This window comes from Streptomyces sp. NPDC020965, assembly GCF_044333555.1.
In the GTDB taxonomy this organism is placed as follows: Bacteria; Actinomycetota; Actinomycetes; order Streptomycetales; family Streptomycetaceae; genus Streptomyces.
In genome coordinates this window covers 476,589-496,552 of the sequence record NZ_JBIRRE010000001.1, presented here as the reverse complement: position 1 = coordinate 496,552, position 19,964 = coordinate 476,589, and the positions used below count along the sequence as shown (strand labels likewise).

The following is a 19,964-nucleotide window of genomic DNA, read 5'->3' as shown; positions in this document are numbered from 1 at the left end:
GGGACCGGCATGTCTCACGCTTCCAGCGGCTTCGCCTCCACCTCCAGGGGCAGCCGCGCCGAGGGGTTGTCTCACGCCCCCAGCAGCTTCGCCTCCGCCTCCGGGGTCAGCCGCGCCGAGGTGCGGTCCGGCCGCTGCGGCGGAGTGCCGCCGATCGACTGGAGCCAGGACCAGGTGTCCGCGACCGTCTCGGCCACCGGGCGGCACCGCAGGCCCGTGTCGAGCGCCTTGGCGACACCCAGCCCGAAGACGGAGTTGTGCAGTTCCGCCTCTTCGGTCGGCGGTACCCAGATCGGGAGATGGGTCCACGGTTCGACGTCCGCCGCCAGGATGTCCGCGGCGGGCGTCCAGCGCAGCTCCGCGTCCGAGCCCGTCACCCGGACCGCCGCGGTGAGCAACTCCTCCATGGTCGCGTGCCCCGGCGCACTCGCCAGGTTGTACGGTCCACTCAGCCCGGCCTCCGCGCCCGTGACGATCCACTCGGCCAGATCGCGGATATCGGCGTACTGGATCGGATTGTCGCGCGGCTCCGGTGCGAGCACCGGACCGCCCCGCGCGATCCGCTCCAGCCACCAGGGCAGTCGTCTGACGTTCTCCCACGGCCCGATGAGCAGCCCCGCGCGCACCAGCAGCGACCGCTCGTCGCCGAAGGCTTGCACGGCCGCCAGTTCGCCGCCGCGCTTGGCCTCCGCGTACGGGACGTCGCCGTCGTCCGGTGATCCCTCGACCACCGGCGCGGACTCGTCGAACCCGACGGCGATGGGCCATGCATACACCGAACAACTCGATACGTACACATACCGCCCGACCCGATCCGCGAGCAGCCGGGCAGAGTCCCGCACGACCCGGGGCGCGGCGGACCAGGTGTCGACCACGATGTCCCACTCGCCCTCGGCGAGGGCGTCCAGTCCGTCGGGCCGGGTGCGGTCACCGAGCAGTTCGGTGACACCGGCCGGGGCGGGGTGGCGCCCCCGGTGGAAGACGGTGACGTCCCAGCCCCGCGCGAGCGCGGACTCGACGACGGCACGTCCGGCGAATTCGGTACCACCCAGTATCAGAAGTCTCATGGGACGACTCTGCGCGGCGCGGGGCCCGGGTGCCAGGGGATTCTGCTGCTGGGAGAGCGGGACGCCCGATCCATGGCCGGGAGCGCGCCCCCGGGAGCCCCTCGGAAGCTCTCCCCGGCGGTCCCCGGACCGGAGCTCGCGGGTCGGGCGGGGTCGGACCGGACCGATTGCGATGCGTCGCCAGCGGCGCCCCACCCGAGACGATGCCCGAAGAGCGCGCGATTTCCCGACGCCGACCGGCTCATGGATGGCACCACGTGCCCAACACCCGCCGAGACGGCCGTGGCCAGCACATCGCAGGGGCCACCCCCTGCCACTCCCGCCCCGGAGATGGCAGCATGTGCCCACCATGACTGACGCCCGGTCGCCCCTGCGCGCCCTGCGTGCCGCCCTCTTCGCGGCGATCTGCGTCTCCTTGGCTGCGATGGGGCATTCGTTCGCATCTGGTCATGACATCCCCCTCCGTATCCTCCTCCCCGCCCTCATCGCCACCACCGCCGTCGCCTGGCTCGGCGCCGCCCGCCGCCGTGGCTCCCTCGCCATCGGGCTCGGCCTGCTCGCCGTACAGGGCGCCCTCCACCTGGTCTTCGCCCGCGCCGGACTGCACGGCGCGCCCGCCCCGGCCACCCATCACGCCCCGCCGCCCGCCGCGGACCTCCCGGACACCGGCGCCATGATCGCCGCCCATCTCCTCGCCGCCACCGTCTGCGGTCTCTGGCTCGCCCGGGGCGAGGCCGCCTTCCTCCGGCTGGCCCGCGCCGTCGCCGACCTCGCCTTCACCCCGTCGCTGCTGCTGCTCGCCCTCGTACGACTGCCGGAAACGCCCCGGCCACCGACCCCCCGACGGCCCGGAGTCGCCCGTCGGCACGGTCCGCTGCTCGGCCACAGCGTGGTGCGCCGTGGGCCGCCGGCATGGCTCGTGACCCGTGCCACGGCCCCTGGAGCAGCCGTCTGACCCGGGGGCCGATTCCCCCATGTCGACGTCGAATCCCAGGATCACCATGGCCATTGACAGCCCTGCCCAGGGCACCTCCGACAGCACCCCTGTCGCTGACACCGCCACCACCGAGACCGAACGGGAGTCCGCCGCCGGTTCCTCCACCTGGAGCGCGCTGCGCCCCCTCGTCCTCCGTATCCACTTCTACGCGGGCCTGCTGGTCGCGCCCCTGTTGCTGATCGCCGCCGCCAGCGGACTGCTCTACGCCCTCTCCCTCCAGGCCGAGAAGATCGTCTACAGCCATGAGCTGACGGCCCCCGTCGGCGACCGGGTGCTCCCGCTCGGCGAACAGGTCGAGGCCGCCCGTGGGTTCCGGCCCGACGGCACGGTCACCGCCGTCTGGCCCGGCGCCGAGGACGGTGCGACCACACGGGTGCTCATGGACGCGCCCGGCGTCGATGAGGGCAAGTCGCTCGCCGTCTTCGTCGACCCGTACACCGCGGAGATACGCGGCGATCTGACCTCGTACGGCGGTTCGGGCGCCCTCCCGCTGCGTAGCTGGCTCGACGAACTGCACCGGGATCTCCACCTCGGTGAGTTCGGCCGCTACTACAGCGAGCTGGCCGCGAGCTGGCTCTGGGTCGTCGCGCTCGGCGGCCTGCTGCTCTGGCTGGGGCGCGGCCGGCGCGGCAAGCGCGCCCTGTTCGTGCCCGAACGCGGGGCCAAGGGCCGCCGCCGTACGCTCTCCTGGCACGGCACGGTCGGCCTGTGGGCCGTGGTCGGTCTGGTGCTGCTCTCCGCGACCGGACTGACCTGGTCGCGCTATGCGGGCGAGAACATCGGCGCGGTCCAGGACCAGCTCGGCGGGTCCACCCCCGCGGTCTCGGCGGCGCTGGAGGGCGGCACCGCCGCGCCGGCCGGTGAGCACGCGGGCCACGGGGGCGGCGCCACCGCACCGCACCAGGGCGCCGACGTCGGTATCGACGCCGCGTTGGAGTCCGCCCGCGCGGCCGGGATCGGCCGCGAACTGGCGATCACCCTGCCCGTCGATGGCACCGGCTATGTGATCAAGGAGCGGGACACGCACTTCCCCGTCCAGCTCGACTCGGTCGCCGTGAATCCGGCCGACGGCACGGTCATGGACACCCTCCGCTTCGCCGACTACCCCCTGCTGGCCCAGTTGACCCGCTACGGCATCGACGCCCATATGGGCGTGTTCCTGGGGCTGCCCAACCAGCTCGCGCTGGCCGCGCTCGCCCTCGCGCTCATCCTGCTGATCGTGTGGGGCTACCGCATGTGGTGGCTGCGCAGGCCGACCAGGGGCCGGAGCGCCACCAGGGCCGCTGGCGCCGCGAAGGCCGGTGAGACCGGTGGGGTCGGTGAGACCAGTGGGGCCGCGCAGGCTGTCGGCACCGCGAAGGCCGACGAGACCACCGACGCCGGCACGGCCACACAGGCTGCCGGCACGGCCAACGCTCCCGGCGCCTCAGCAGGCACCGCGCAGACCGGTGGCGGCCCGAAGGCCAGTGGCGGCGCGGCGCGGTCCCGGCGGTTCGGCGGGCGTCCCGTGCCGCGTGGCACCTGGCGCCGGATCCCGCTGACCGCCCTGCTGCCGATCGCCGCGGTCACCGCGCTCGTCGCCTGGTTCGTCCCACTGCTGGGCGTCACCCTGGCGGCGTTCCTGGTGTTCGACCTTGCCGTGGGCGCGGTAGCGAGGGTCCGGGCTCGCACCTGACCCAGAGAGTCGGTCCGCGGCTGACCCGGGAGGTCGGTCCGCGGCTGACCCGGAGAGTGAGGGGCCCCCGGCGCCAGGTGCGCGCGCCGGGGGCCCCGGCACTCACGGCGCGTACTTGTACCCGACGCGCCGTACGGTCTGGATGGTGTGGCGGTGCTCCGCACCCAGCTTGCGGCGGAGCCTGGCCACATGGACGTCGACGGTGCGGCCGTCGCCCACGTGCCCGTACCCCCAGACGGTCGTCACCAACTGGTCCCGGGTGTGCACCCGGTGCGGGTGCGCCACCAGATGGGCCAGCAGCTCGAACTCCAGGTATGTCAGGTCCAGCGCCCGCCCGTTCACCAGGGCGATCCGCTCCGCCGTGTCGATCCGTACCGGCCCCGCCTCCTCGACGGCGACGGCGACGGACGCGGACCGCGGTGCGAGCGCGGCGGCGGGGGCGTGCTGGTCCACCGGTACGAGGACGAGATAGCCGAGCATCGGCGGACGGCCGGGCAGGCTGGGCACATTGTGCTGCGGTGCGGGGAGCCAGGTGGCCCCCGGCGGCAGGAAGTCCGTCACATCCACGGAGCCGGAACCGGGGCCGCCCAGCGGTACGACCTCGTCCCGGTCGATGGCGCGCAGCCGGTGCCGGGTGGGATTGAGGGCCCCTGAGTTGACGGCCTTCGCGCCATTGGCCAGGTTCTTGGCGGTCGGCGCTGAGGACATGGACGCAGCGGCGGGGACTGCGGAGAAGGGGCGTGGGTTCGCCATGAGAGGTCAGCTCTCTTTCGCGCGGAGGAGTCGTCGAGTCGTGAGGGACGGACGTACGTCGTGCGCGCTGGCCAAAGGCCGGCCGAGCGGCTTTAGAGGGCCTGCGCGTGCACCGCGCGGCAACACACCCGGTCGAAGTCGTGGTGCTGCCGGGATGGCCAGAAGGGTTCGAGGTCGCTGGGACCTGTCACGTGGTTCTCGAAGCCGGCCATGGGCTCATTGAATCAGATGAACACGGTGCGAACGAGGGTCCCTCTCACGTACCGAGACGCGCTGTCCAAGCAGAGGACGCCGGCAGGGTACGGCGCGGCGGGAGCCAGGTGCGGGGACAGGTGAGAGAGGCACGTGCGGGAGACAAGTGAGGGGCGCCCGGCCGCAGTCGGCGGGGCGCCCCTCACTTCACGTCGTTCGCGGTGCTCAGACCTGGCCGGCCTTCTCCAGCGCCGCGCAGCAGGTGTCCACCATCAGCCGCGTCACCACGTACGGGTCGACGTTGGCGTTCGGACGGCGGTCCTCGATGTAGCCGCTGCCTTCCTGCTCCACCTGCCACGGGATGCGGACCGAGGCGCCCCGGTCCGAGACTCCGTAGGTGTACTCGTTCCACGGCGCGGTCTCGTGCAGACCGGTGAGCCGGTCGTCGATGCCCGCGCCGTAGTTCTTGACGTGGTCGAGCGGCTTGGAGCCCTCGCCCAACGATTCGCAGGCCGTGATGATGGCGTCGTACCCCTCGCGCATCGCCTTCGTGGAGAAGTTGGTGTGCGCGCCCGCGCCGTTCCAGTCGCCCTTGACCGGCTTCGGGTCCAGCGTCGCCGCCACGCCGAAGTCCTCGGCGGTGCGGTAGAGCAGCCAGCGCGCGATCCAGAGCTGGTCGGCGACGACGACCGGCGGCAGCGGGCCGACCTGGAACTCCCACTGGCCGGGCATCACCTCGGCGTTGATGCCGGAGATGCCGAGGCCCGCGGTGAGGCAGTTGTCGAGGTGCGCCTCCACGACATCGCGGCCGTGGATCTCGTCCACGCCGACACCGCAGTAGTAGCCGCCCTGCGGTGCGGGGAAGCCGTTGGCCGGGAAGCCGAGCGGACGGTCGCCCTGGAAGAAGGTGTACTCCTGCTCGATCCCGAAGATCGGCTCCTGCGCGGCGAACCGCTCGGCGATCTCGACCAGCTCGGCGCGGGTGTTGGACTCGTGCGGGGTCATGTCCGTGTTGAGGACCTCGCACAGCACCAGCAGGTGGTCACCGCCGCGGATCGGGTCGGGACAGGTGTGGACCGGCCGCAGCACCCGGTCGGATGCGTGACCCTTGGCCTGGTTGGTGCTCGATCCGTCGAAGCCCCAGATGGGCAGCTCGGCCCCGTCCGGGAGGATCTTCGTCTTCGAACGCAGTTTGGCGGTCGGCTCGGTGCCGTCGATCCAGATGTACTCAGCCTTGAAGGTCACGGGGCCTCATCCTTGTGCGCTCTGCCGCGGGTGCGGTGGTTATACGGCGCAGCTTCGCAATTCGGGATTTCCCACCCGTTGCCCGATTGTGAACCCCGTGTTACGGAGGGGGCGGGTGGGGGCCGGAACGCCCCCCGCTCCCCGCCGCCTCGCCGGCCGGGCGACTACCTCGCCCGGTTCCTGCCGATCCGCCCCGTTTCGGCGCCGTGCTTGAGCAGTGACGCGAACCCCGCATCCGTGATCCTGCGGACGAGATCGCTGAGCGTGGTGCCCATCGCCTCGGCCGTACGCCCCGGATGCCAGTCGTGATCATGCAGCCGGTCCAGCAGATACCCGCGCCTGATCTGCGCGTCGGAGAGCCGGAACGTCTTCAGATACGCCGCCCGACCCTTGTGGTCGGTGATCACCTCGCCGATGTGCTGCTCCGGCTCCCCGCGTCGGAACGACGGCAGGAATCGCCAGAGCGTGAACGCCTCCATCGCGTAGACGCGTTCATACCGGTACGAGGCGTCGAGCAGCCGCCCAGCCAGCAGCGTGTCATGGCTCCGCGCCCACTCCCGCTCCGCTTCCCGCGCCGCCGCCCGCAGCTCCGTGAGCGTCGTCACCGAGCGATCCCGGAGCCGGGTCTCGAAGTCGGGCACCGGGCCGCCGAAGAGCGCGTACTGATGCACCACCTCTCCGTACAGATCCTCGATCAGCGACGGATGCAGCGCCCGGTAATCGGCCGGATGCGGTACGACGAAGGCCGCGGCGAGCGCGTCCGCCGTGTACACCAGCACACCGCACTGCCCCGGATGGATCTCGAAGACCCGCAGCGCCTCGGCGAGCCCCCGCACCTGCCGGCCCGTGTACGCGGCCTCGGCGCGCGGCGACAGCCCCTGGCGCACCGCCCGCTGTGACCATTCGTCCCAGACGACGGACGGGCCGCCGAAGTGGAGGGAGAGATAGCCGTCCAGCGCCAGGTGGAGGGGCAGGAAACGCAACCGCCGCTCGGCCGCGCCGTCCTGCCGCTGGCGCTTGGCGAGCCGGTGGTGGCGCCGTACGGGGACACACGCCGGAGGCGCGTCGCCGAGCTGGGTCCCGTACGCGGCGGACCGGCCGCCGTCGCCCGACCAGTCCGCGACGAAGCCGTGCGGGATGTACGAGAGGTAGCGGCTCCGGGGGCCGGTCTCGACCTCGCCGTACCCCGGACCGTAGATCTCGTGCCGCAGCCGCAGCCCGTCCACCGGCGCCTCCCGTACCAGCGGCACCAGCCGGACGGCGCCCCAGACCTGCGCGGGCATCGTCGTCAGCCCGGTCAGATCCAGCGAGGTCAGCGAGGTCAGCGCGGGCGTCGTGTTCGGCGTGGTGGGTGTGTTCGGTGCCGTCGGTCTGGTCATCGGGCCCCTCCCCGGTGGCGGTCGAGAAAGCTCGCGGTACGGCGGTCCAGATACGCCCGCAGTTCGGCCAGTCCGGTGCGCCCCTCGGCGAACTGCGCGATCTCCACCAGCGCCGCCAGATCCTCCGCGTCCCGGACGCCGGCGGTCGGCACGCTCGGCGACAGCCGGCGCACATCGAATCCGTCCGCGTCGTATACGGGGTTCAGATGGACGACACTCGTCCGGCGCTCGGGGTCGAGCCGGGTGCGCCAGATCCGCAGCACCTCACCGGCGAGACCGGGCGGTGCGTTGTCCCAGCCGTCCGAGACGATCACCAGCCGCTCCGGGGCGTCCTCCAGCGCGTCCAGGATCCGGGTGCCGAGCGGGCTCGCCCCCCAGGGCCGAACCAGCAGCGGATCACGGCAGCCCGAGGTCCAGTGCGCGCGGTACGAACCGGCCAGCGCGGCCAGCAGGTAGTGCGCACCCAGCGCGACCGCGAGCGGACGGCGCGGCTTCACCCCGGACCCGTACGACGAATAGCTGTCGTCCAGCACGGCGGAGACGCGCCCCCAGCTCCCGACGTGTGGACCGGCCGCCCGCCGAGCGGCGGCCCGCAGCGCGTCCGTCAGCTCCGCGCGCCGGGCCGCGCGCCGCTCGGCGGGGAGGGAGAGGACATAGCCCGCGAGCCGGGTCAGGGGCATCACGGTGAGATCGGTTGCCGGGCCGGAGTTCTGGGTACGGAGCCGCTCCTGGCGGGTCATCCGGGGTGCGATGTCCCGGAGGAAGGTCTCGCGGGGGACCCCGTGCCGGGCGGCGAAGCCCTCGGCGACGGTGTACGGGAGGTCATAGAGGGCCGACCGTTCGTAGCGGGCGCGCCGGTGGGCGTCGAGGCGGGGATGGGCGTAACGGGTGCGCCGGCCGGGACGGAAGAGGAAGTCCCCGAGCTCCCCGTCGCTGACAGTGCCGGTGCCGGTGCCGGTGCCGGTGCTGGTGCAGGTGCGGGGCGTGAGCGGGAGATGCGTGTGCCGGGCGACGGTCTTCAGCCCCCGGCGGTACTTCACCGCGTCAAGGCCGAGATCGGGGCGCGCCGCCAGCCAATCCCGCTGGATCGCCCGCGTACGACGGTTGTTGACCTTGGCTGCGCGCAGCGCCCGGAACAGCCGGTAGACGCGCTGCGGCGGCAGCACGGCCAGCCGCGCGGCGATCAGCCCGCCCTCCACCCGCTTCTCCGCCGCGCTCGCGTCCCCGGCCGAACGCAGCAACTGCTCGATGATCAGAGCGGCGTTGTGGTCGTTGATGTCGAGGGCGAGCACTGCCGCGTACACGGGCCGGTAATTGACTCGTACGTATTCGTGGAGAAAGCCGAGTGACAGCCGCTGCTCCCACTCGTCCGTACGGAACTCGCGCTGCCCGGTGGCCGTGATCGCGGCGTTCACCAGCAGCAGGATGTCCTCGGCCGCGATCAGGTCGGCGAAGGTCTCGGCCATCTTCTCCCCCCTCGGCGGGTCGTGACGGAAGAGTCCCGTCCGGCTGGCGGGCGGACGGCGCTCCTTCGAGCAACCCTCAGGACGACTTCATGGAAGCCGGCCGGGGAATGAGGGCGCGAACGGCGAAATCAGTGCTTCAAAGGCATGTCTCGGAAGTCGCGCCAGTCCCGCGGCCGGCCAGGAGAACGTAACATTCGGGCCATGCGCGGGTCCTGGGGATTTCTGGTCCCCGCCACCGGCTCCGCGCGGTCCGCGACAGGACCCCGGGGTGCGCATTTCGGCGGATGCGGCCGGGTCGCGACGGGCAGACTGGGGCCATGACACAGCGCGCCAAGCCCCTGCGTATCGGACTCTTCGGTGCCGGCCCCTGGGCGGAGCGGACCCAGGCGCCCGCCCTCGCCGCCCACGGCGGAGTGGACTTCGCCGGAGTGTGGGCGCGGCGCCCCGAGGCGGCCGAGGCCGTCGCCGCCCGCCACGGCACATCCGCGTACACCGGTGACGACGGCATCGACGCCCTCCTCGCCTCCTGCGACGCCGCCGCGTTCGCCCTGCCACCCGACATCCAGGCCCCGCTGGCGGCCCGCGCGGCTGCGGCCGGCTGCCATCTGCTGCTGGACAAACCGGTCGCCACGACCGTGGCCGCCGCACGGGAGACCGCCGAGGCCGCCGAGCGCGCCGGGGTCGCCTCCATCGTCTTCTGCACCCTGCGGTTCGCCCTGGACACCGACCCCTGGATCGCCGAACAGGCCGCGGTCGGCGGCTGGTTCACCGCCCACGCGCAGTGGCTCGGCTCGCTGTACGCGCCGGGCGGCGACAACCCCTACGCGGCGTCGCCGTGGCGGCGGGAGAAGGGCGGGCTGTGGGACCTCGGGCCGCATGTGCTGTCCGTGCTCATTCCGGTGCTCGGCGATGTGACCGGGGTGACCGCCGCGCGCGGGCCCGCGGGGACGACCCATCTGGTGCTCCGGCACACCTCCGGCGCTTCGAGCACGGTCACCCTGGCGCTGGCCGCGCCGCCGAAGGCGTCCGGGGTCAGTGTCGAACTCGCGGGTGAGCAGGGGCGGGCGGTGCTGCCGCCGTGGAATGACGCGGTCACGTCGTTCCGTACGGCCGTGGACGAGCTGCGGGTGGCGGCCCGCACCGGCGAACCGCACGCCTGTGACGTGCGGTTCGGACTGCGGCTGACGGAGATCCTGGCGGCGGCGGAGGCCCAGCTCGGCTGACGGTTCCGGGACCGCCCCCGACCTGCCCCGTACCGCCCCCGCACCCCCTCCGAATCACCGTCCGGCCAGGGGCCCAAACGCCCTCCGACCAGGGCCGATTGTCAGTGGTGGCCGGTAGAATGGGCAGTAGTTCGGGATGGTCCCCACCAGCGCGCCCGGAGGTTGCCGATGGCCGTAGCCACACTCACCACGAAGCCGACCAAGACGACCAAGCCGACGAAGACGACAGCGAACACCGACGTGGAACAGTCCGCCGACCACCCGCCGCGGAAGGCACCGCTGCCCCCGGGGCAGCCGCGCGAGTGGTATGTGACGCACAACCGCCGACTGAAGGCGATGCGGCTGGCCATCGCCCTGCTCGACTCGGGCGTCTACCACCCGGCCACCGCCGACAATGTACGGATACGCTCCACAGCGTCCCGGATCGGATCGCACCCGCCGTCGGACACCACCTGCCGGATGGTCCGGGCCCTGATCCGCTACGGCCGCTGAGTCCGGCCCCGCCGCCTCCGGGCGGCGGGGCTCCGTCAGGTCATCCGCTCAGCGGCCGATGCGGTGTCCTTCCAGACCACCTGCACGGAATCGCCCACGGCGACGACACCGGGGCGGACGACCGCCGCCTTCATCCCGAAGCTGACCTTGTTCTGGTATTCGGGCTCGCGCCGGTAGGTGGCGAGCGTGCGGATCGGCTCGGGCCCCATCCGTGCGCCGGTGAGCTGGTCGACCATCGGGACCGCGCACCTCGTCGCCCGTGCCGCGTAGGCGAGTTCCACCGATCCGGTGGTCAGCCGGCGCATCTCGTCCTCGGCATGCGGTTCGGCGCAGCCGTCGAGGACGATGTTCGGCCGGAAGCGGTCCATCGGCACCGGTTCGGCGCCGTGCGCCCCGATGCGGGCGTTGAGACCGTCGAGGGACGCCTGTGAGGCGATGAGCAGGGCGTGCGCGTCGGCGAAGCCGACCTTGCCGGGGGTCTCGCCCCAGCCGTCACGGTCGAAGTCCAGGGGCACCCGCACCAGGCGGGAGGCGGCGCCGAGCACCTCGGAGAACCACGCGGCCGCCGGCTCCCCCTGGTCCACCCCCTCGCCGATCGGCCGCCCGAACATGCTCACCGGCCGCCGCTCGCCCTCCGGTTCGACCGCCAGCCAGAGGGTCTCGATCCCGTCGGCGGCGAGCCGCAGCCCCGCACCGCCATCGGTGATCGCGGGTCGGACGGCGGCCATGGCGGGCTGGGTGCGCTGACTGCGGAAGGAACCATCCGCCTCGGCCACGACCATGAAGGTGCGGTCGTGTTCCAGGCCCGTCACTCCCACGTGCGCGGAGCTGACCTCCGTACCCGCGCAGCCCTTCACCGGGTAGTACGTGAGTCTCCGTACGGTGATCCCCACGCCGCTCACCGGCCCCGGCGCGCGCTGAGCCGCGTCTTGACCGAGGGCCACTCCTCGGCGAGTACGGAGAAGTAGACCGAGTCCCGCCAACTGCCGTCGGGCCGGCGCCGGTGCCGCCGCAACACTCCCTCGCGCCGGGCGCCGATGCGGGCGATGGCGGCCTGGGAGCGCTCGTTGAGATGGTCGGTCTTGAGCTGTACCCGACCCATGCCCAACTCGTCGAAGGCGTGCGTGAGCAGCAGGAGTTTGGTCTCGGTGTTGACCGCGGTGCGCCAGTGGTCCCGGCCGTACCAGGTCCAGCCGATCTCCAGCCGCTCGTCCGCCGCGTCGATGTCCAGATAGCTGGTCCAGCCGATGGCCCGCCCGGTCGCCCGGTGGACGACGGCGAAGGGCACATACACCCCCCGCTCCGCCTCATCGAGCACCTCGCGGAGCTTCACGCCCAACGCGTCCTCGGTGTACGGGGTGGGCCCGCCCTGCCAGCGCCAGATCTCCTCGTCCCCGCCGCCGGCGGCGAAGAGGTCGGGGAGATGCGCCATGGTCAGGGGTTCGAGGCGGATGTGCTCGCCGGTGAGAACGGTGGGCGAGGGGGGAATCGCGGGCATACCGCAGACGCTAGCCGCTTCCTGCACTAGCTGCAAACAATTATTGCACTACTGCAAAACAGAACGCCCTGGCGGCGAGGCGTATCCGGCCATCGCATCCCCGCCCCGTATCCCCGACCCGTATCCCCGACCCGGGTCACGGGCTGGGTCACGGGCTGGGCGGGTCACTGGCTCGGCGGGATGTCCTTGATGAAGACGATCCCGTCGTCTCCGGCCAGGTGCGTCGGGTCATAGGGGATGTATCCGTAGTAGGGGGACTCCCGGGGCGCGGGCCGTGTGTCGCCGATGACGCCGGCCAGCCGGTCGGTGTCGACCACACAGCGGTCCACCGGGAGCGCGTACAGAAGCCCTTCGACGGTGTCCGGCGCCGGGGTGTCCACCCCCTGGTGCCGGATCGTGCCGATGGCCGTGGCCAGGAAGGCGTACCCCTCGGCCAGACGGGCGCTCACGACCGCGCCCGCGCTCCACCACTCCAGCCACCGGCCCCCCATCCGCATCCGGCTCTTCTCCCGCTGGAGGTGGAGGTTGTGCGCATGGACCAGCGCCGGGCCCCGCTCGGCGATGGCGAGGAGGTTGTCCGCCATCATCTGGTCCCGCAGGCCCAGCAGCTCAGCCATGCGGCCCGGCGATGTGTCGGCCATCCAGAAGTGGGAGCGCAACAGGCCCTTGGCCGTGCGCCCGTACAGCCGCGCCCGGTCCCACTCCTCGCGCGAATCCGCCGTGATCGGCTGCGGTGTCCGCGCGTCGAGCAGCGCCACCAGATCATCGGCGAGCAGCCGCAGTTCCTTGGCCTCGGCCGACTGCCCCACGGACCGGGACGGGTCCCTGGCCGCCGCGGGCTCGGTCCACCGGTCGTCCGCGCCGAGCAGTTGGTCGAGCGTCTCCGCGGTGCAGGGGAGCAGATCCGCGTCCACCCGGGCCGAAAGGTAGCCGTGGAGCGCGGTGAGGGCCGCCCGGGGGCTCGTGGCGCCGGTGATCTCCAGCGGCGCGCCGTCGAAACCGGCGAAACGGAGCCACTCGGACGACGGTCGGCCGTCGTTGTACGCCCTCATCCAGCGCACGAGTTCGCGGTTGGCCGCGGACGCGCCGAACCCATGGCTGAATCCGCGCTCCATGACCTCGTCGAGGGTGCCCGTGCCCGAGATGACGTAGTCGTCCACGATCAGGCCCCGCAGGCAGTCGCTCTCGATCGCGATCGTCCGGTAGCCCTCATCGACCAGTTGCCGGAAGACGTCGTTGCGCAGTTCGAGCAGGGTGTCCTCGCCATGGGTGGGCTCGCCCAGGGCGAGCAGCCGCGGCCGGGCCGGCAACAGCTTCAGGACGGCGGCGGCGTCGACGGCATGGGCGGTGTCCGTGATGTCAGGAGCCATGCATTCAACGGTATCGTTGAACCTTCCGTGGAAACTTTGCCGCGATATCGTCGGCTCCATGGGGCGAAACCTTCAAAACAGCGATCGGCTCAGGCCGATTGACCTGGCGCGCGGACACGGTCTCTCCACGCAGGCCGTCCGGAATTACGAGGCGGCCGGCATCCTCCCGGCCGCCGATCGCACTCCCCACGGGTACCGCACCTACACCCCGCGGCACGCGCGGGCCCTGGGCGCGTTCCTCGCCCTCGTTCCGGGCCATGGCCACCGGACGGCGACGTCGATCATGCAGGCCGTGCACACCGGCGCGACCGATGACGCGTTCCGTCTCATCGACGAGAGCCATGCCCGGTTGCTGGACGACCGACGGACACTCCAGGCCGTGGAGAGCGCCCTCCGCGATCTGGCACCCGACCCCGGCCCGGCGCCGTCCGGATCGGGCGGCACATTCATCGGGCCGCTGGCGGGGGAGCTGGGCATCGGGCCCGCGACGCTGCGGAAGTGGGAGCGCGCCGGACTGCTCAGCCCCCGCCGCGACCCGCTGACCGGGTACCGCGTCTACGACGAGGCCGATGTACGGGACGCCCGGCTGGCCCACCAGCTCAGGCGGGGCGGCTATCTGCTGGAGCGGATCGCCCCGCTGCTCGCCCAGGTGCGGTCGGCCGGCGGACGGGAACCACTGGAGGCCGCACTCGGCGACTGGCGCGCGCGGCTGTCCGACCGCGGCCGGTCGATGCTGACCGGCGCCGCCGCACTGGAGGCGTACCTCCGCGAGCGCGGCTGAGCCGGTCGGCGGCCGGCCCACTCCGCATCCGGCACTTCCCGGCCCCACGCACTCAGTGCGCGATGCCGTCGATCAGCTCCCGGGCGCCCTGCCGCAGCAGCGCCACGGCGACGGAGGTCCCCAGCGTCGCGGGGTCGAGCGGTCCGGCCCATTCGTGGGCGTTCAGCACCCGCTTGCCGTCGGGGGTGAAGACCTTGGCCCGCAGCGACAGTTCCCCACTGCCCTCGGCCCGCGCGTACCCGGCGATCGGCGAGTTGCAGTGGCCCTGCAACACATGGAGGAACATCCGCTCGGCCGTCGCCTCCCGGAACGCCGCCCGGTCACCCAGACCGCTCACGGCGTCGATGGTGGCGGTGTCGCCCTCGCGGCACTGAAGAGCCAGGATCCCCGCGCCGATGGGCGGGCACATCGTCTCCACGGAGAGCACCTCACTGATCACCTCCGTACGCCCGATGCGCTCCAGCCCCGCCACGGCGAGCAGCAGCGCGTCGGCGTCCCCGGCCGCCAGCTTCTCCAGCCGACGATTGGCGTTCCCCCGCATCGGCACGCACGTCAGATGCGGATGGGAGGCGGCGAGCTGCGCGACCCGGCGTACGGATGAGGTCCCGATCCGGGTCCCCGCGGGCAGCTCGTCCAGGGTCAGCCCACCGGGGTGGATCAGTGCGTCCCGGACATCGTCCCGCCGCAGAAAGGCGGCGAAGGTCGTCCCGGCCGGCAGCGGCCGGTCGGCGGGCACGTCCTTCACGCAGTGCACGGCGAGATCCGCCTCCCCGGCCACGAGCGCCGCGTCCACCTCCTTGGTGAACGCGCCCTTCCCCCCGAGCGCGGCGAGATCCCCCATCCACCGGTCCCCCGACGTGGTGACGGGCACGACCTCGGTCCGCACCCCCGGGTGCAGCGCGCCCAACTCCTCCCTTACCCGCTCGACTTGGGCGAGTGCCATGGGCGATGCGCGGGAGACGATCCGAATCAGCTCAGGAGCAGACATGCGGAACACCCTAGGCCGTCCCCCGGGAAGCCCGCGCCACCACACGGCCCCCACCCGGCACGATCCATGGAGTTCCCCCGGACGGGCCGCCACCGCCCCGATCTTCGTTCCGGACGGCGGCGGTTCGCGGATTGACGGGTACGCGAAAGGGCTGCCGGCCGTACCCCCTCGGTGGAGGGAGTACGGGCGACAGCCCTTGGATCACTCGGGGGCAGCAGCCCCCGCGGTGTTCCTAGAGATCGAAGTAGAGCTCGAACTCGTGCGGGTGCGGACGGAGCTGGATCGGGGCGATCTCCTGCGTCCGCTTGTAGTCGATCCACGTCTCGATCAGGTCCGAGGTGAAGACGCCACCGGCCTGCAGGTACTCGTTGTCCTGCTCCAGGGCCTCCAGGACCGCCGGGAGGGAGGTCGGGACCTGCGGGACGCCCGCGTGCTCCTCGGGGGCCAGCTCGTAGAGGTCCTTGTCGATCGGCTCGGCCGGCTCGATCTTGTTCTTGACGCCGTCCAGGCCCGCCAGGAGGAGGGCGGAGAAGGCCAGGTACGGGTTGGACGACGGGTCCGGGGCGCGGAACTCGACGCGCTTGGCCTTCGGGTTGGAGCCCGTGATCGGGATGCGCATCGCGGCCGAGCGGTTGCGCTGGGAGTAGACCAGGTTCACCGGGGCCTCGAAGCCGGGGACCAGACGGTGGTAGGAGTTCACCGTCGGGTTGGTGAAGGCCAGCAGCGACGGGGCGTGCTTCAGGATGCCGCCGATGTAGTAGCGGGCCATGTCCGAGAGGCCCGCGTAACCCTGCTCGTCGTAGAAGAGCGGGACGCCGCCCTGCCAGAGCGACTGGTGGACGTGCATGCCCGAGCCGTTGTCGCCGAAGATCGGCTTCGGCATGAAGGTCGCGGTCTTGCCGTTGCGCCAGGCGACGTTCTTCACGATGTACTTGAAGAGCATCAGGTCGTCGGCCGCGGCCAGCAGCGTGTTGAACTTGTAGTTGATCTCGGCCTGGCCGGCCGTGCCCACCTCGTGGTGCTGGCGCTCGACCTGGAGGCCCTGCCGGTCCAGCTCCAGGGAGATCTCGGCCCGCAGGTCGGCGAAGTGGTCCACCGGCGGGGCCGGGAAGTAGCCGCCCTTGTAGCGGACCTTGTAGCCGCGGTTGTTCTCGACCGCGCCCGTGTTCCAGGCGCCGGCCTCGGAGTCGATGTGGTAGAAGCCCTCGTTGGCCGAGGTGCTGAAGCGCACCGAGTCGAAGACGTAGAACTCCGCCTCCGGGCCGAAGTACGCGGTGTCCGCGATGCCGGTGGAGGCGAGGTAGGTCTCGGCCTTCTTCGCGATGTTCCGCGGGTCACGGCTGTACTGCTCGCCCGTGATCGGGTCGTGGATGAAGAAGTTGATGTTGACCGTCTTGTCCCGGCGGAACGGGTCGACCCGCGCCGTCGAGAGGTCCGCGCGCAGCGCCATGTCGGACTCGTGGATGGCCTGGAAGCCACGGATCGAGGAGCCGTCGAAGGCGAGCTCCTCGGTCGGGTCGAACACCGCGGCGGGGATCGTGAAGTGCTGCATCACGCCCGGCAGGTCACAGAATCGGACATCGATGAACTTGACATCCTCGTCGGCGATGAATTTCTTCGCGTCGTCGGCGTTCTGGAACATCCAACTCCTCCTACTCCCGTCCCGGGAGGGGCGGGGTTGCAGCTCGGTCGTGCGGCCAGTGCGGTGGCACGCGCAGGACCCGACCATAGGCAGACGGGATTTCTCCAGCATGACCCATTTGTTTCGCACAAGTTAACCGGGCCGGGTGGCGAGGGGTCCGCCCGGGGCCCGGGCGACGTGGCCATGTCACCCCGGAACCGGCCCGGCCGGACCCGGCGAGAACGGGGCACAGTACCGTGGACGGGTGGACAACAGGCAAGCAATCGGATCGTGGCTCTCCGGACCCCGCGCGGCGGCCGAGGAGATGGGCGCCGACTTCGGCCACCGGGGCAAGCGGCTCGGACTGCCGGAATCGGGACCGGGCTCCATCGCCCCCGTCGGACGCCGCTTCGGCGCCATCTTCGTCGACTGGGGGCTCTGCTTCCTGATCGCGAACGGCCTCTTCGCCGGCAGCGCCCAGACCACCGCGAACATGGCCCTCGCCGTCTTCCTCGGCTGGACCCTGCTCACGGTCGGCACGGTCGGTTTCACTCCCGGTAAGCGGATCTTCGGACTGCGCGTCGTCTCCGTCGACGGCGGACGCCTGAGCTTCGTCCGCGCCGCCGTACGGAGCGTGCTGCTCTGCCTCGCCATCCCGGCCCTCGTCTGGGACCGCGACGGCCGGGGACTCCACGACCAGCTCTCCCGCGCCGTGCAGGTCCGGCTCTGACGCGCCGATGACGGAATGACGAAGGGCGCCCCCGGTCCGCACCGGGGGCGCCCTTCTCGTGTCTAGTCGTTGTCAGCGGGCCTTGGGGCCGCCGCGGGGCATCCGCATGCCCTTCGGCATCGGGCCCTTCGGGAGGGGCATGTTGCTCATCAGGTCGCCCATCGCCCGCAGCCGGTCGTTGGCCGCCGTGACCTGCGGGCCGGTGAGTACGCGGGGCAGCTTCAGCATCGTCGTGCGGACCTTCTTCAGCGGTACCTGGCCCTCGCCGGTGCCCACCAGGATGTCGTGGACCGGTACGTCCAGGACGATGCGCGCCATCTTCTTCTTCTCGGCCGCCAGCAGCGACTTCAGCCGGTTCGGGTTCCCCTCGGCCACCAGCACGATGCCCGCGCGGCCGACGGCCCGGTGGACCACGTCCTGGCTGCGGTTCATCGCGATCGCGGGGGTCGTCGTCCAGCCGCGGCCCACGTTCTGCAGCACGGCGGCGGCAGCGCCCGGCTGGCCCTCCATCTGGCCGAAGGCCGCCCGCTCGGCGCGGCGGCCGAAGATGATCGCCGTCGCGAGGAAGGCGAGCAGGAAGCCGAGGATGCCCAGATAGATCGGGTGACCGATCCAGAAGCCGATGCCGAGGAAGACACCGAAGGTGGCGATCCCCACAGCCGCGAGGATCAGACCGACCTTAGGGTCGGCCTTCCGCGTCATCTTGTACGTCAGAGCGATCTGCTTGAGTCGCCCCGGGTTCGCAGCGGCGTCAGCGCCGTCAGATTTTGCCTTCCTCGCCATACTCGGAAGTTTACGTGGCCCGGGACGTGCGGCCAGCCACGGCCTCCAGTACGTGCTCCGCCTCGACGCGGTCCCGGGCCCGGCGGCGGTCTTCGAGCACCGCCGTCCAGGCGTTGCGGCGCGCGATGCGCTGCCCGCGCCCCAGGAGGAGCGACTCCATGGCGCGCAGGGTGCCGGTGACGGACGGGATGGCTTGTGCGCGTACGGGAGGTACTGACGCGGCCGGCATGGCGGGTGCCCTTTCGGGAGAAGGACCGGGGGTGCGGAGATATCTGGTGGAGCGCTGCCCCGACCGTTCTGACCAGCGCGGAGAGCCGATGGGCGGGCGGGTACGCGTATCCGGTAACAGGGTTACCCCATGGTGTTACCAGTGCGTCACCGGCCGGTCAAACGCTGGTGACACCTCGTGGCGGGCCCGGGGTGGCGCCCGGAAACACGGCCGCGGCCCGTACACCGCCCCGACCTGCGGGGAGGGTACGAGCCGCGACCATCAGCCGTTACCGGGCGGTAGTGGCTTGTGCCCGAATTCACACGGCGCCAGGGCTCCGGGTTCACACGGCGCCGGGGCTCCGGCTTCACGCAGCCCCGGGGCGCGGGCTTCAGACGGCCGGGACTCCGGCCGACTGTGCCGCGCGGTGGTCCATCGCCTGGCCGAACAGCCGGCCCGCCCGGTACGAGGAACGCACCAGCGGCCCCGACATGACACCGGAGTAGCCGATCGCCTCGGCCTCGTCCTTCAGCTCCACGAACTCGGCCGGCTTCACCCAGCGCTCCACCGGGTGGTGGCGCACCGAGGGACGCAGATACTGCGTGATCGTGATCAGTTCGCAGCCCGCGTCATGGAGCTGCCGCAGCGCCTCGCTGACCTCCGCGCGCTCCTCGCCCATGCCCAGGATCAGGTTCGACTTGGTGATCAGACCGGCCTCACGGGCCCGGGTGATCACTTCGAGCGAGCGCTCGTAACGGAAACCGGGGCGGATCCGCTTGAAGATCCGGGGCACGGTCTCGACGTTGTGCGCCAGCACCTCGGGACGGGAGGAGAAGACCTCGGCGAGCTGCTCCGGCACCGCGTTGAAGTCGGGGATCAGCAGCTCCACCTTGGTGTGGCCGCCCTCGCGCGCCGCCGTCATGGCGTGGATCTGCCGCACGGTCTCCGCGTAGAGCCAGGCGCCGCCGTCCTCCAGGTCGTCGCGGGCGACGCCGGTGATCGTGGCGTAATTGAGATCCATGGTGACGACCGACTCGCCGACCCGGCGGGGCTCGTCCCGGTCCAGCGCCTGCGGTTTGCCCGTGTCGATCTGGCAGAAGTCGCAGCGCCGGGTGCACTGGTCGCCGCCGATGAGGAAGGTCGCCTCGCGGTCCTCCCAGCATTCGTAGATATTCGGACAGCCCGCCTCCTGGCACACCGTGTGCAGACCCTCGCTCTTCACGAGCTTCTGCATCTGGGTGTACTCGGGGCCCATCTTCGCCCGGGTCTTGATCCACTCGGGCTTGCGCTCGATGGGGGTCTGGCTGTTCCGGACCTCCAGGCGCAGCATCTTGCGTCCGTCGGGTGCGACAGCGGACACGTCGGCGCCCCTTTCTGGTATCACGGCATTCGAATCAGCGGCGCACACCAGGGTACGCCCGTCATTTGTTCGGCCCCACGTCCGGCCAACCCGCTCTTGCCGGGGCGCATTCCCCCGTACGGATCACATGGGGGTC

General features: G+C 71.6%; 19 protein-coding genes. 6 read left to right on the top strand and 13 right to left on the bottom strand.

The window, feature by feature from the left end; genetic code table 11:
- Positions 1 to 71 precede the first annotated feature (71 nt).
- Complete coding sequence (locus ACH4S7_RS02155) at positions 72 to 1,067, bottom strand: NAD-dependent epimerase/dehydratase family protein (protein ID WP_398519124.1); 996 nt, start codon at positions 1,065 to 1,067, stop codon at positions 72 to 74.
- A gap of 349 nt (positions 1,068 to 1,416) precedes the next feature.
- Here ACH4S7_RS02155 and ACH4S7_RS02150 point away from each other — a divergent pair, with 349 nt between their 5' ends.
- Entirely contained in the window at positions 1,417 to 2,022 is a 606-nt protein-coding gene (locus tag ACH4S7_RS02150) for a hypothetical protein (protein WP_398519123.1), read from the top strand.
- A 46-nt stretch (positions 2,023 to 2,068) separates the two neighbouring features.
- Complete coding sequence (locus tag ACH4S7_RS02145; protein ID WP_398519122.1) at positions 2,069 to 3,739, top strand: PepSY-associated TM helix domain-containing protein; 1,671 nt, start codon at positions 2,069 to 2,071, stop codon at positions 3,737 to 3,739.
- 102 nt (positions 3,740 to 3,841) lie between these two features.
- On the opposite strand, the gene ACH4S7_RS02140 is transcribed toward ACH4S7_RS02145, so the two are convergent.
- The 4 genes from ACH4S7_RS02140 to ACH4S7_RS02125 all read right to left on the bottom strand — a co-directional run bounded on the left by ACH4S7_RS02140 (position 3,842) and on the right by ACH4S7_RS02125 (position 8,774).
- Entirely contained in the window at positions 3,842 to 4,492 is a 651-nt protein-coding gene (locus ACH4S7_RS02140; protein ID WP_398519121.1) for a winged helix-turn-helix domain-containing protein, read from the bottom strand.
- Between the two features lie 417 nt (positions 4,493 to 4,909).
- The gene (gene glnII / locus ACH4S7_RS02135) at positions 4,910 to 5,929 is read right to left on the bottom strand and encodes a glutamine synthetase (protein WP_398519120.1); all 1,020 of its coding nucleotides are present in this window, start codon (positions 5,927 to 5,929) and stop codon (positions 4,910 to 4,912) included.
- A 164-nt stretch (positions 5,930 to 6,093) separates the two neighbouring features.
- Positions 6,094 to 7,245: an ARPP-2 domain-containing protein gene (locus tag ACH4S7_RS02130; protein ID WP_398519999.1), complete on the bottom strand. Its 1,152-nt coding sequence runs from the start codon at positions 7,243 to 7,245 to the stop codon at positions 6,094 to 6,096.
- 59 nt (positions 7,246 to 7,304) lie between these two features.
- A complete protein-coding gene (locus tag ACH4S7_RS02125; RefSeq protein ID WP_398519119.1) occupies positions 7,305 to 8,774 on the bottom strand; it encodes a hypothetical protein in 1,470 nt (489 codons plus the stop codon).
- A 317-nt stretch (positions 8,775 to 9,091) separates the two neighbouring features.
- On the opposite strand from ACH4S7_RS02125, the gene ACH4S7_RS02120 reads away from it, so the two are divergent.
- A complete protein-coding gene (locus ACH4S7_RS02120; RefSeq protein WP_398519118.1) occupies positions 9,092 to 9,997 on the top strand; it encodes a Gfo/Idh/MocA family protein in 906 nt (301 codons plus the stop codon).
- A 168-nt stretch (positions 9,998 to 10,165) separates the two neighbouring features.
- Complete coding sequence (locus ACH4S7_RS02115) at positions 10,166 to 10,489, top strand: hypothetical protein (RefSeq protein WP_398519117.1); 324 nt, start codon at positions 10,166 to 10,168, stop codon at positions 10,487 to 10,489.
- A gap of 35 nt (positions 10,490 to 10,524) precedes the next feature.
- On the opposite strand, the gene ACH4S7_RS02110 is transcribed toward ACH4S7_RS02115, so the two are convergent.
- From ACH4S7_RS02110 to ACH4S7_RS02100, 3 genes are all read right to left on the bottom strand, one after another.
- On the bottom strand, positions 10,525 to 11,382 hold the full coding sequence (locus ACH4S7_RS02110) for an MOSC domain-containing protein (protein WP_398519116.1): 858 nt from the start codon (positions 11,380 to 11,382) through the stop codon (positions 10,525 to 10,527).
- 5 nt (positions 11,383 to 11,387) lie between these two features.
- On the bottom strand, positions 11,388 to 11,987 hold the full coding sequence (locus ACH4S7_RS02105; protein WP_398519115.1) for a GNAT family N-acetyltransferase: 600 nt from the start codon (positions 11,985 to 11,987) through the stop codon (positions 11,388 to 11,390).
- Positions 11,988 to 12,151: 164 nt separating this feature from the next.
- Complete coding sequence (locus ACH4S7_RS02100) at positions 12,152 to 13,357, bottom strand: erythromycin esterase family protein (RefSeq protein WP_398519114.1); 1,206 nt, start codon at positions 13,355 to 13,357, stop codon at positions 12,152 to 12,154.
- Positions 13,358 to 13,415: 58 nt separating this feature from the next.
- Between ACH4S7_RS02100 and ACH4S7_RS02095 the strand changes: the two genes are divergently transcribed.
- The gene (locus ACH4S7_RS02095; protein ID WP_398519113.1) at positions 13,416 to 14,138 is read left to right on the top strand and encodes a TioE family transcriptional regulator; all 723 of its coding nucleotides are present in this window, start codon (positions 13,416 to 13,418) and stop codon (positions 14,136 to 14,138) included.
- Positions 14,139 to 14,190: 52 nt separating this feature from the next.
- Here ACH4S7_RS02095 and hemC read toward each other — a convergent pair whose 3' ends face one another.
- The gene (gene hemC / locus ACH4S7_RS02090) at positions 14,191 to 15,126 is read right to left on the bottom strand and encodes a hydroxymethylbilane synthase (protein WP_398519112.1); all 936 of its coding nucleotides are present in this window, start codon (positions 15,124 to 15,126) and stop codon (positions 14,191 to 14,193) included.
- 232 nt (positions 15,127 to 15,358) lie between these two features.
- On the bottom strand, positions 15,359 to 16,768 hold the full coding sequence (glnA, locus tag ACH4S7_RS02085; protein WP_398519111.1) for a type I glutamate--ammonia ligase: 1,410 nt from the start codon (positions 16,766 to 16,768) through the stop codon (positions 15,359 to 15,361).
- Positions 16,769 to 17,012: 244 nt separating this feature from the next.
- Here glnA and ACH4S7_RS02080 point away from each other — a divergent pair, with 244 nt between their 5' ends.
- The gene (locus ACH4S7_RS02080) at positions 17,013 to 17,477 is read left to right on the top strand and encodes an RDD family protein (RefSeq protein WP_398519110.1); all 465 of its coding nucleotides are present in this window, start codon (positions 17,013 to 17,015) and stop codon (positions 17,475 to 17,477) included.
- A 72-nt stretch (positions 17,478 to 17,549) separates the two neighbouring features.
- Here ACH4S7_RS02080 and ACH4S7_RS02075 read toward each other — a convergent pair whose 3' ends face one another.
- The 3 genes from ACH4S7_RS02075 to ACH4S7_RS02065 form a co-directional block, all read right to left on the bottom strand.
- On the bottom strand, positions 17,550 to 18,260 hold the full coding sequence (locus ACH4S7_RS02075) for a DUF4191 domain-containing protein (protein WP_398519109.1): 711 nt from the start codon (positions 18,258 to 18,260) through the stop codon (positions 17,550 to 17,552).
- 10 nt (positions 18,261 to 18,270) lie between these two features.
- Positions 18,271 to 18,489, bottom strand: a complete 219-nt coding sequence (locus tag ACH4S7_RS02070) for a hypothetical protein (protein WP_398519108.1) — start codon at positions 18,487 to 18,489, stop codon at positions 18,271 to 18,273.
- A gap of 370 nt (positions 18,490 to 18,859) precedes the next feature.
- Positions 18,860 to 19,828, bottom strand: coding sequence for a lipoyl synthase (locus ACH4S7_RS02065; protein ID WP_398519107.1), 969 nt, complete (start codon positions 19,826 to 19,828; stop codon positions 18,860 to 18,862).
- Positions 19,829 to 19,964 lie beyond the last annotated feature (136 nt).

Bases quoted from the DNA above. Each gene is read 5' to 3' on its own strand.
- ACH4S7_RS02155 (WP_398519124.1), bottom strand. From the start codon at position 1,067: ATGAGACTTCTGATACTGGGTGGTACCGAATTCGCCGGACGTGCCGTC.
- ACH4S7_RS02150 (WP_398519123.1), top strand. From the start codon at position 1,417: ATGACTGACGCCCGGTCGCCCCTGCGCGCCCTGCGTGCCGCCCTCTTC.
- ACH4S7_RS02145 (WP_398519122.1), top strand. From the start codon at position 2,069: ATGGCCATTGACAGCCCTGCCCAGGGCACCTCCGACAGCACCCCTGTC.
- ACH4S7_RS02140 (WP_398519121.1), bottom strand. From the start codon at position 4,492: ATGGCGAACCCACGCCCCTTCTCCGCAGTCCCCGCCGCTGCGTCCATG.
- ACH4S7_RS02125 (WP_398519119.1), bottom strand. From the start codon at position 8,774: ATGGCCGAGACCTTCGCCGACCTGATCGCGGCCGAGGACATCCTGCTG.
- ACH4S7_RS02120 (WP_398519118.1), top strand. From the start codon at position 9,092: ATGACACAGCGCGCCAAGCCCCTGCGTATCGGACTCTTCGGTGCCGGC.
- ACH4S7_RS02115 (WP_398519117.1), top strand. From the start codon at position 10,166: ATGGCCGTAGCCACACTCACCACGAAGCCGACCAAGACGACCAAGCCG.
- ACH4S7_RS02105 (WP_398519115.1), bottom strand. From the start codon at position 11,987: ATGCCCGCGATTCCCCCCTCGCCCACCGTTCTCACCGGCGAGCACATC.
- ACH4S7_RS02100 (WP_398519114.1), bottom strand. From the start codon at position 13,357: ATGGCTCCTGACATCACGGACACCGCCCATGCCGTCGACGCCGCCGCC.
- ACH4S7_RS02095 (WP_398519113.1), top strand. From the start codon at position 13,416: ATGGGGCGAAACCTTCAAAACAGCGATCGGCTCAGGCCGATTGACCTG.
- hemC (WP_398519112.1), bottom strand. From the start codon at position 15,126: ATGTCTGCTCCTGAGCTGATTCGGATCGTCTCCCGCGCATCGCCCATG.
- glnA (WP_398519111.1), bottom strand. From the start codon at position 16,768: ATGTTCCAGAACGCCGACGACGCGAAGAAATTCATCGCCGACGAGGAT.
- ACH4S7_RS02075 (WP_398519109.1), bottom strand. From the start codon at position 18,260: ATGGCGAGGAAGGCAAAATCTGACGGCGCTGACGCCGCTGCGAACCCG.
- ACH4S7_RS02070 (WP_398519108.1), bottom strand. From the start codon at position 18,489: ATGCCGGCCGCGTCAGTACCTCCCGTACGCGCACAAGCCATCCCGTCC.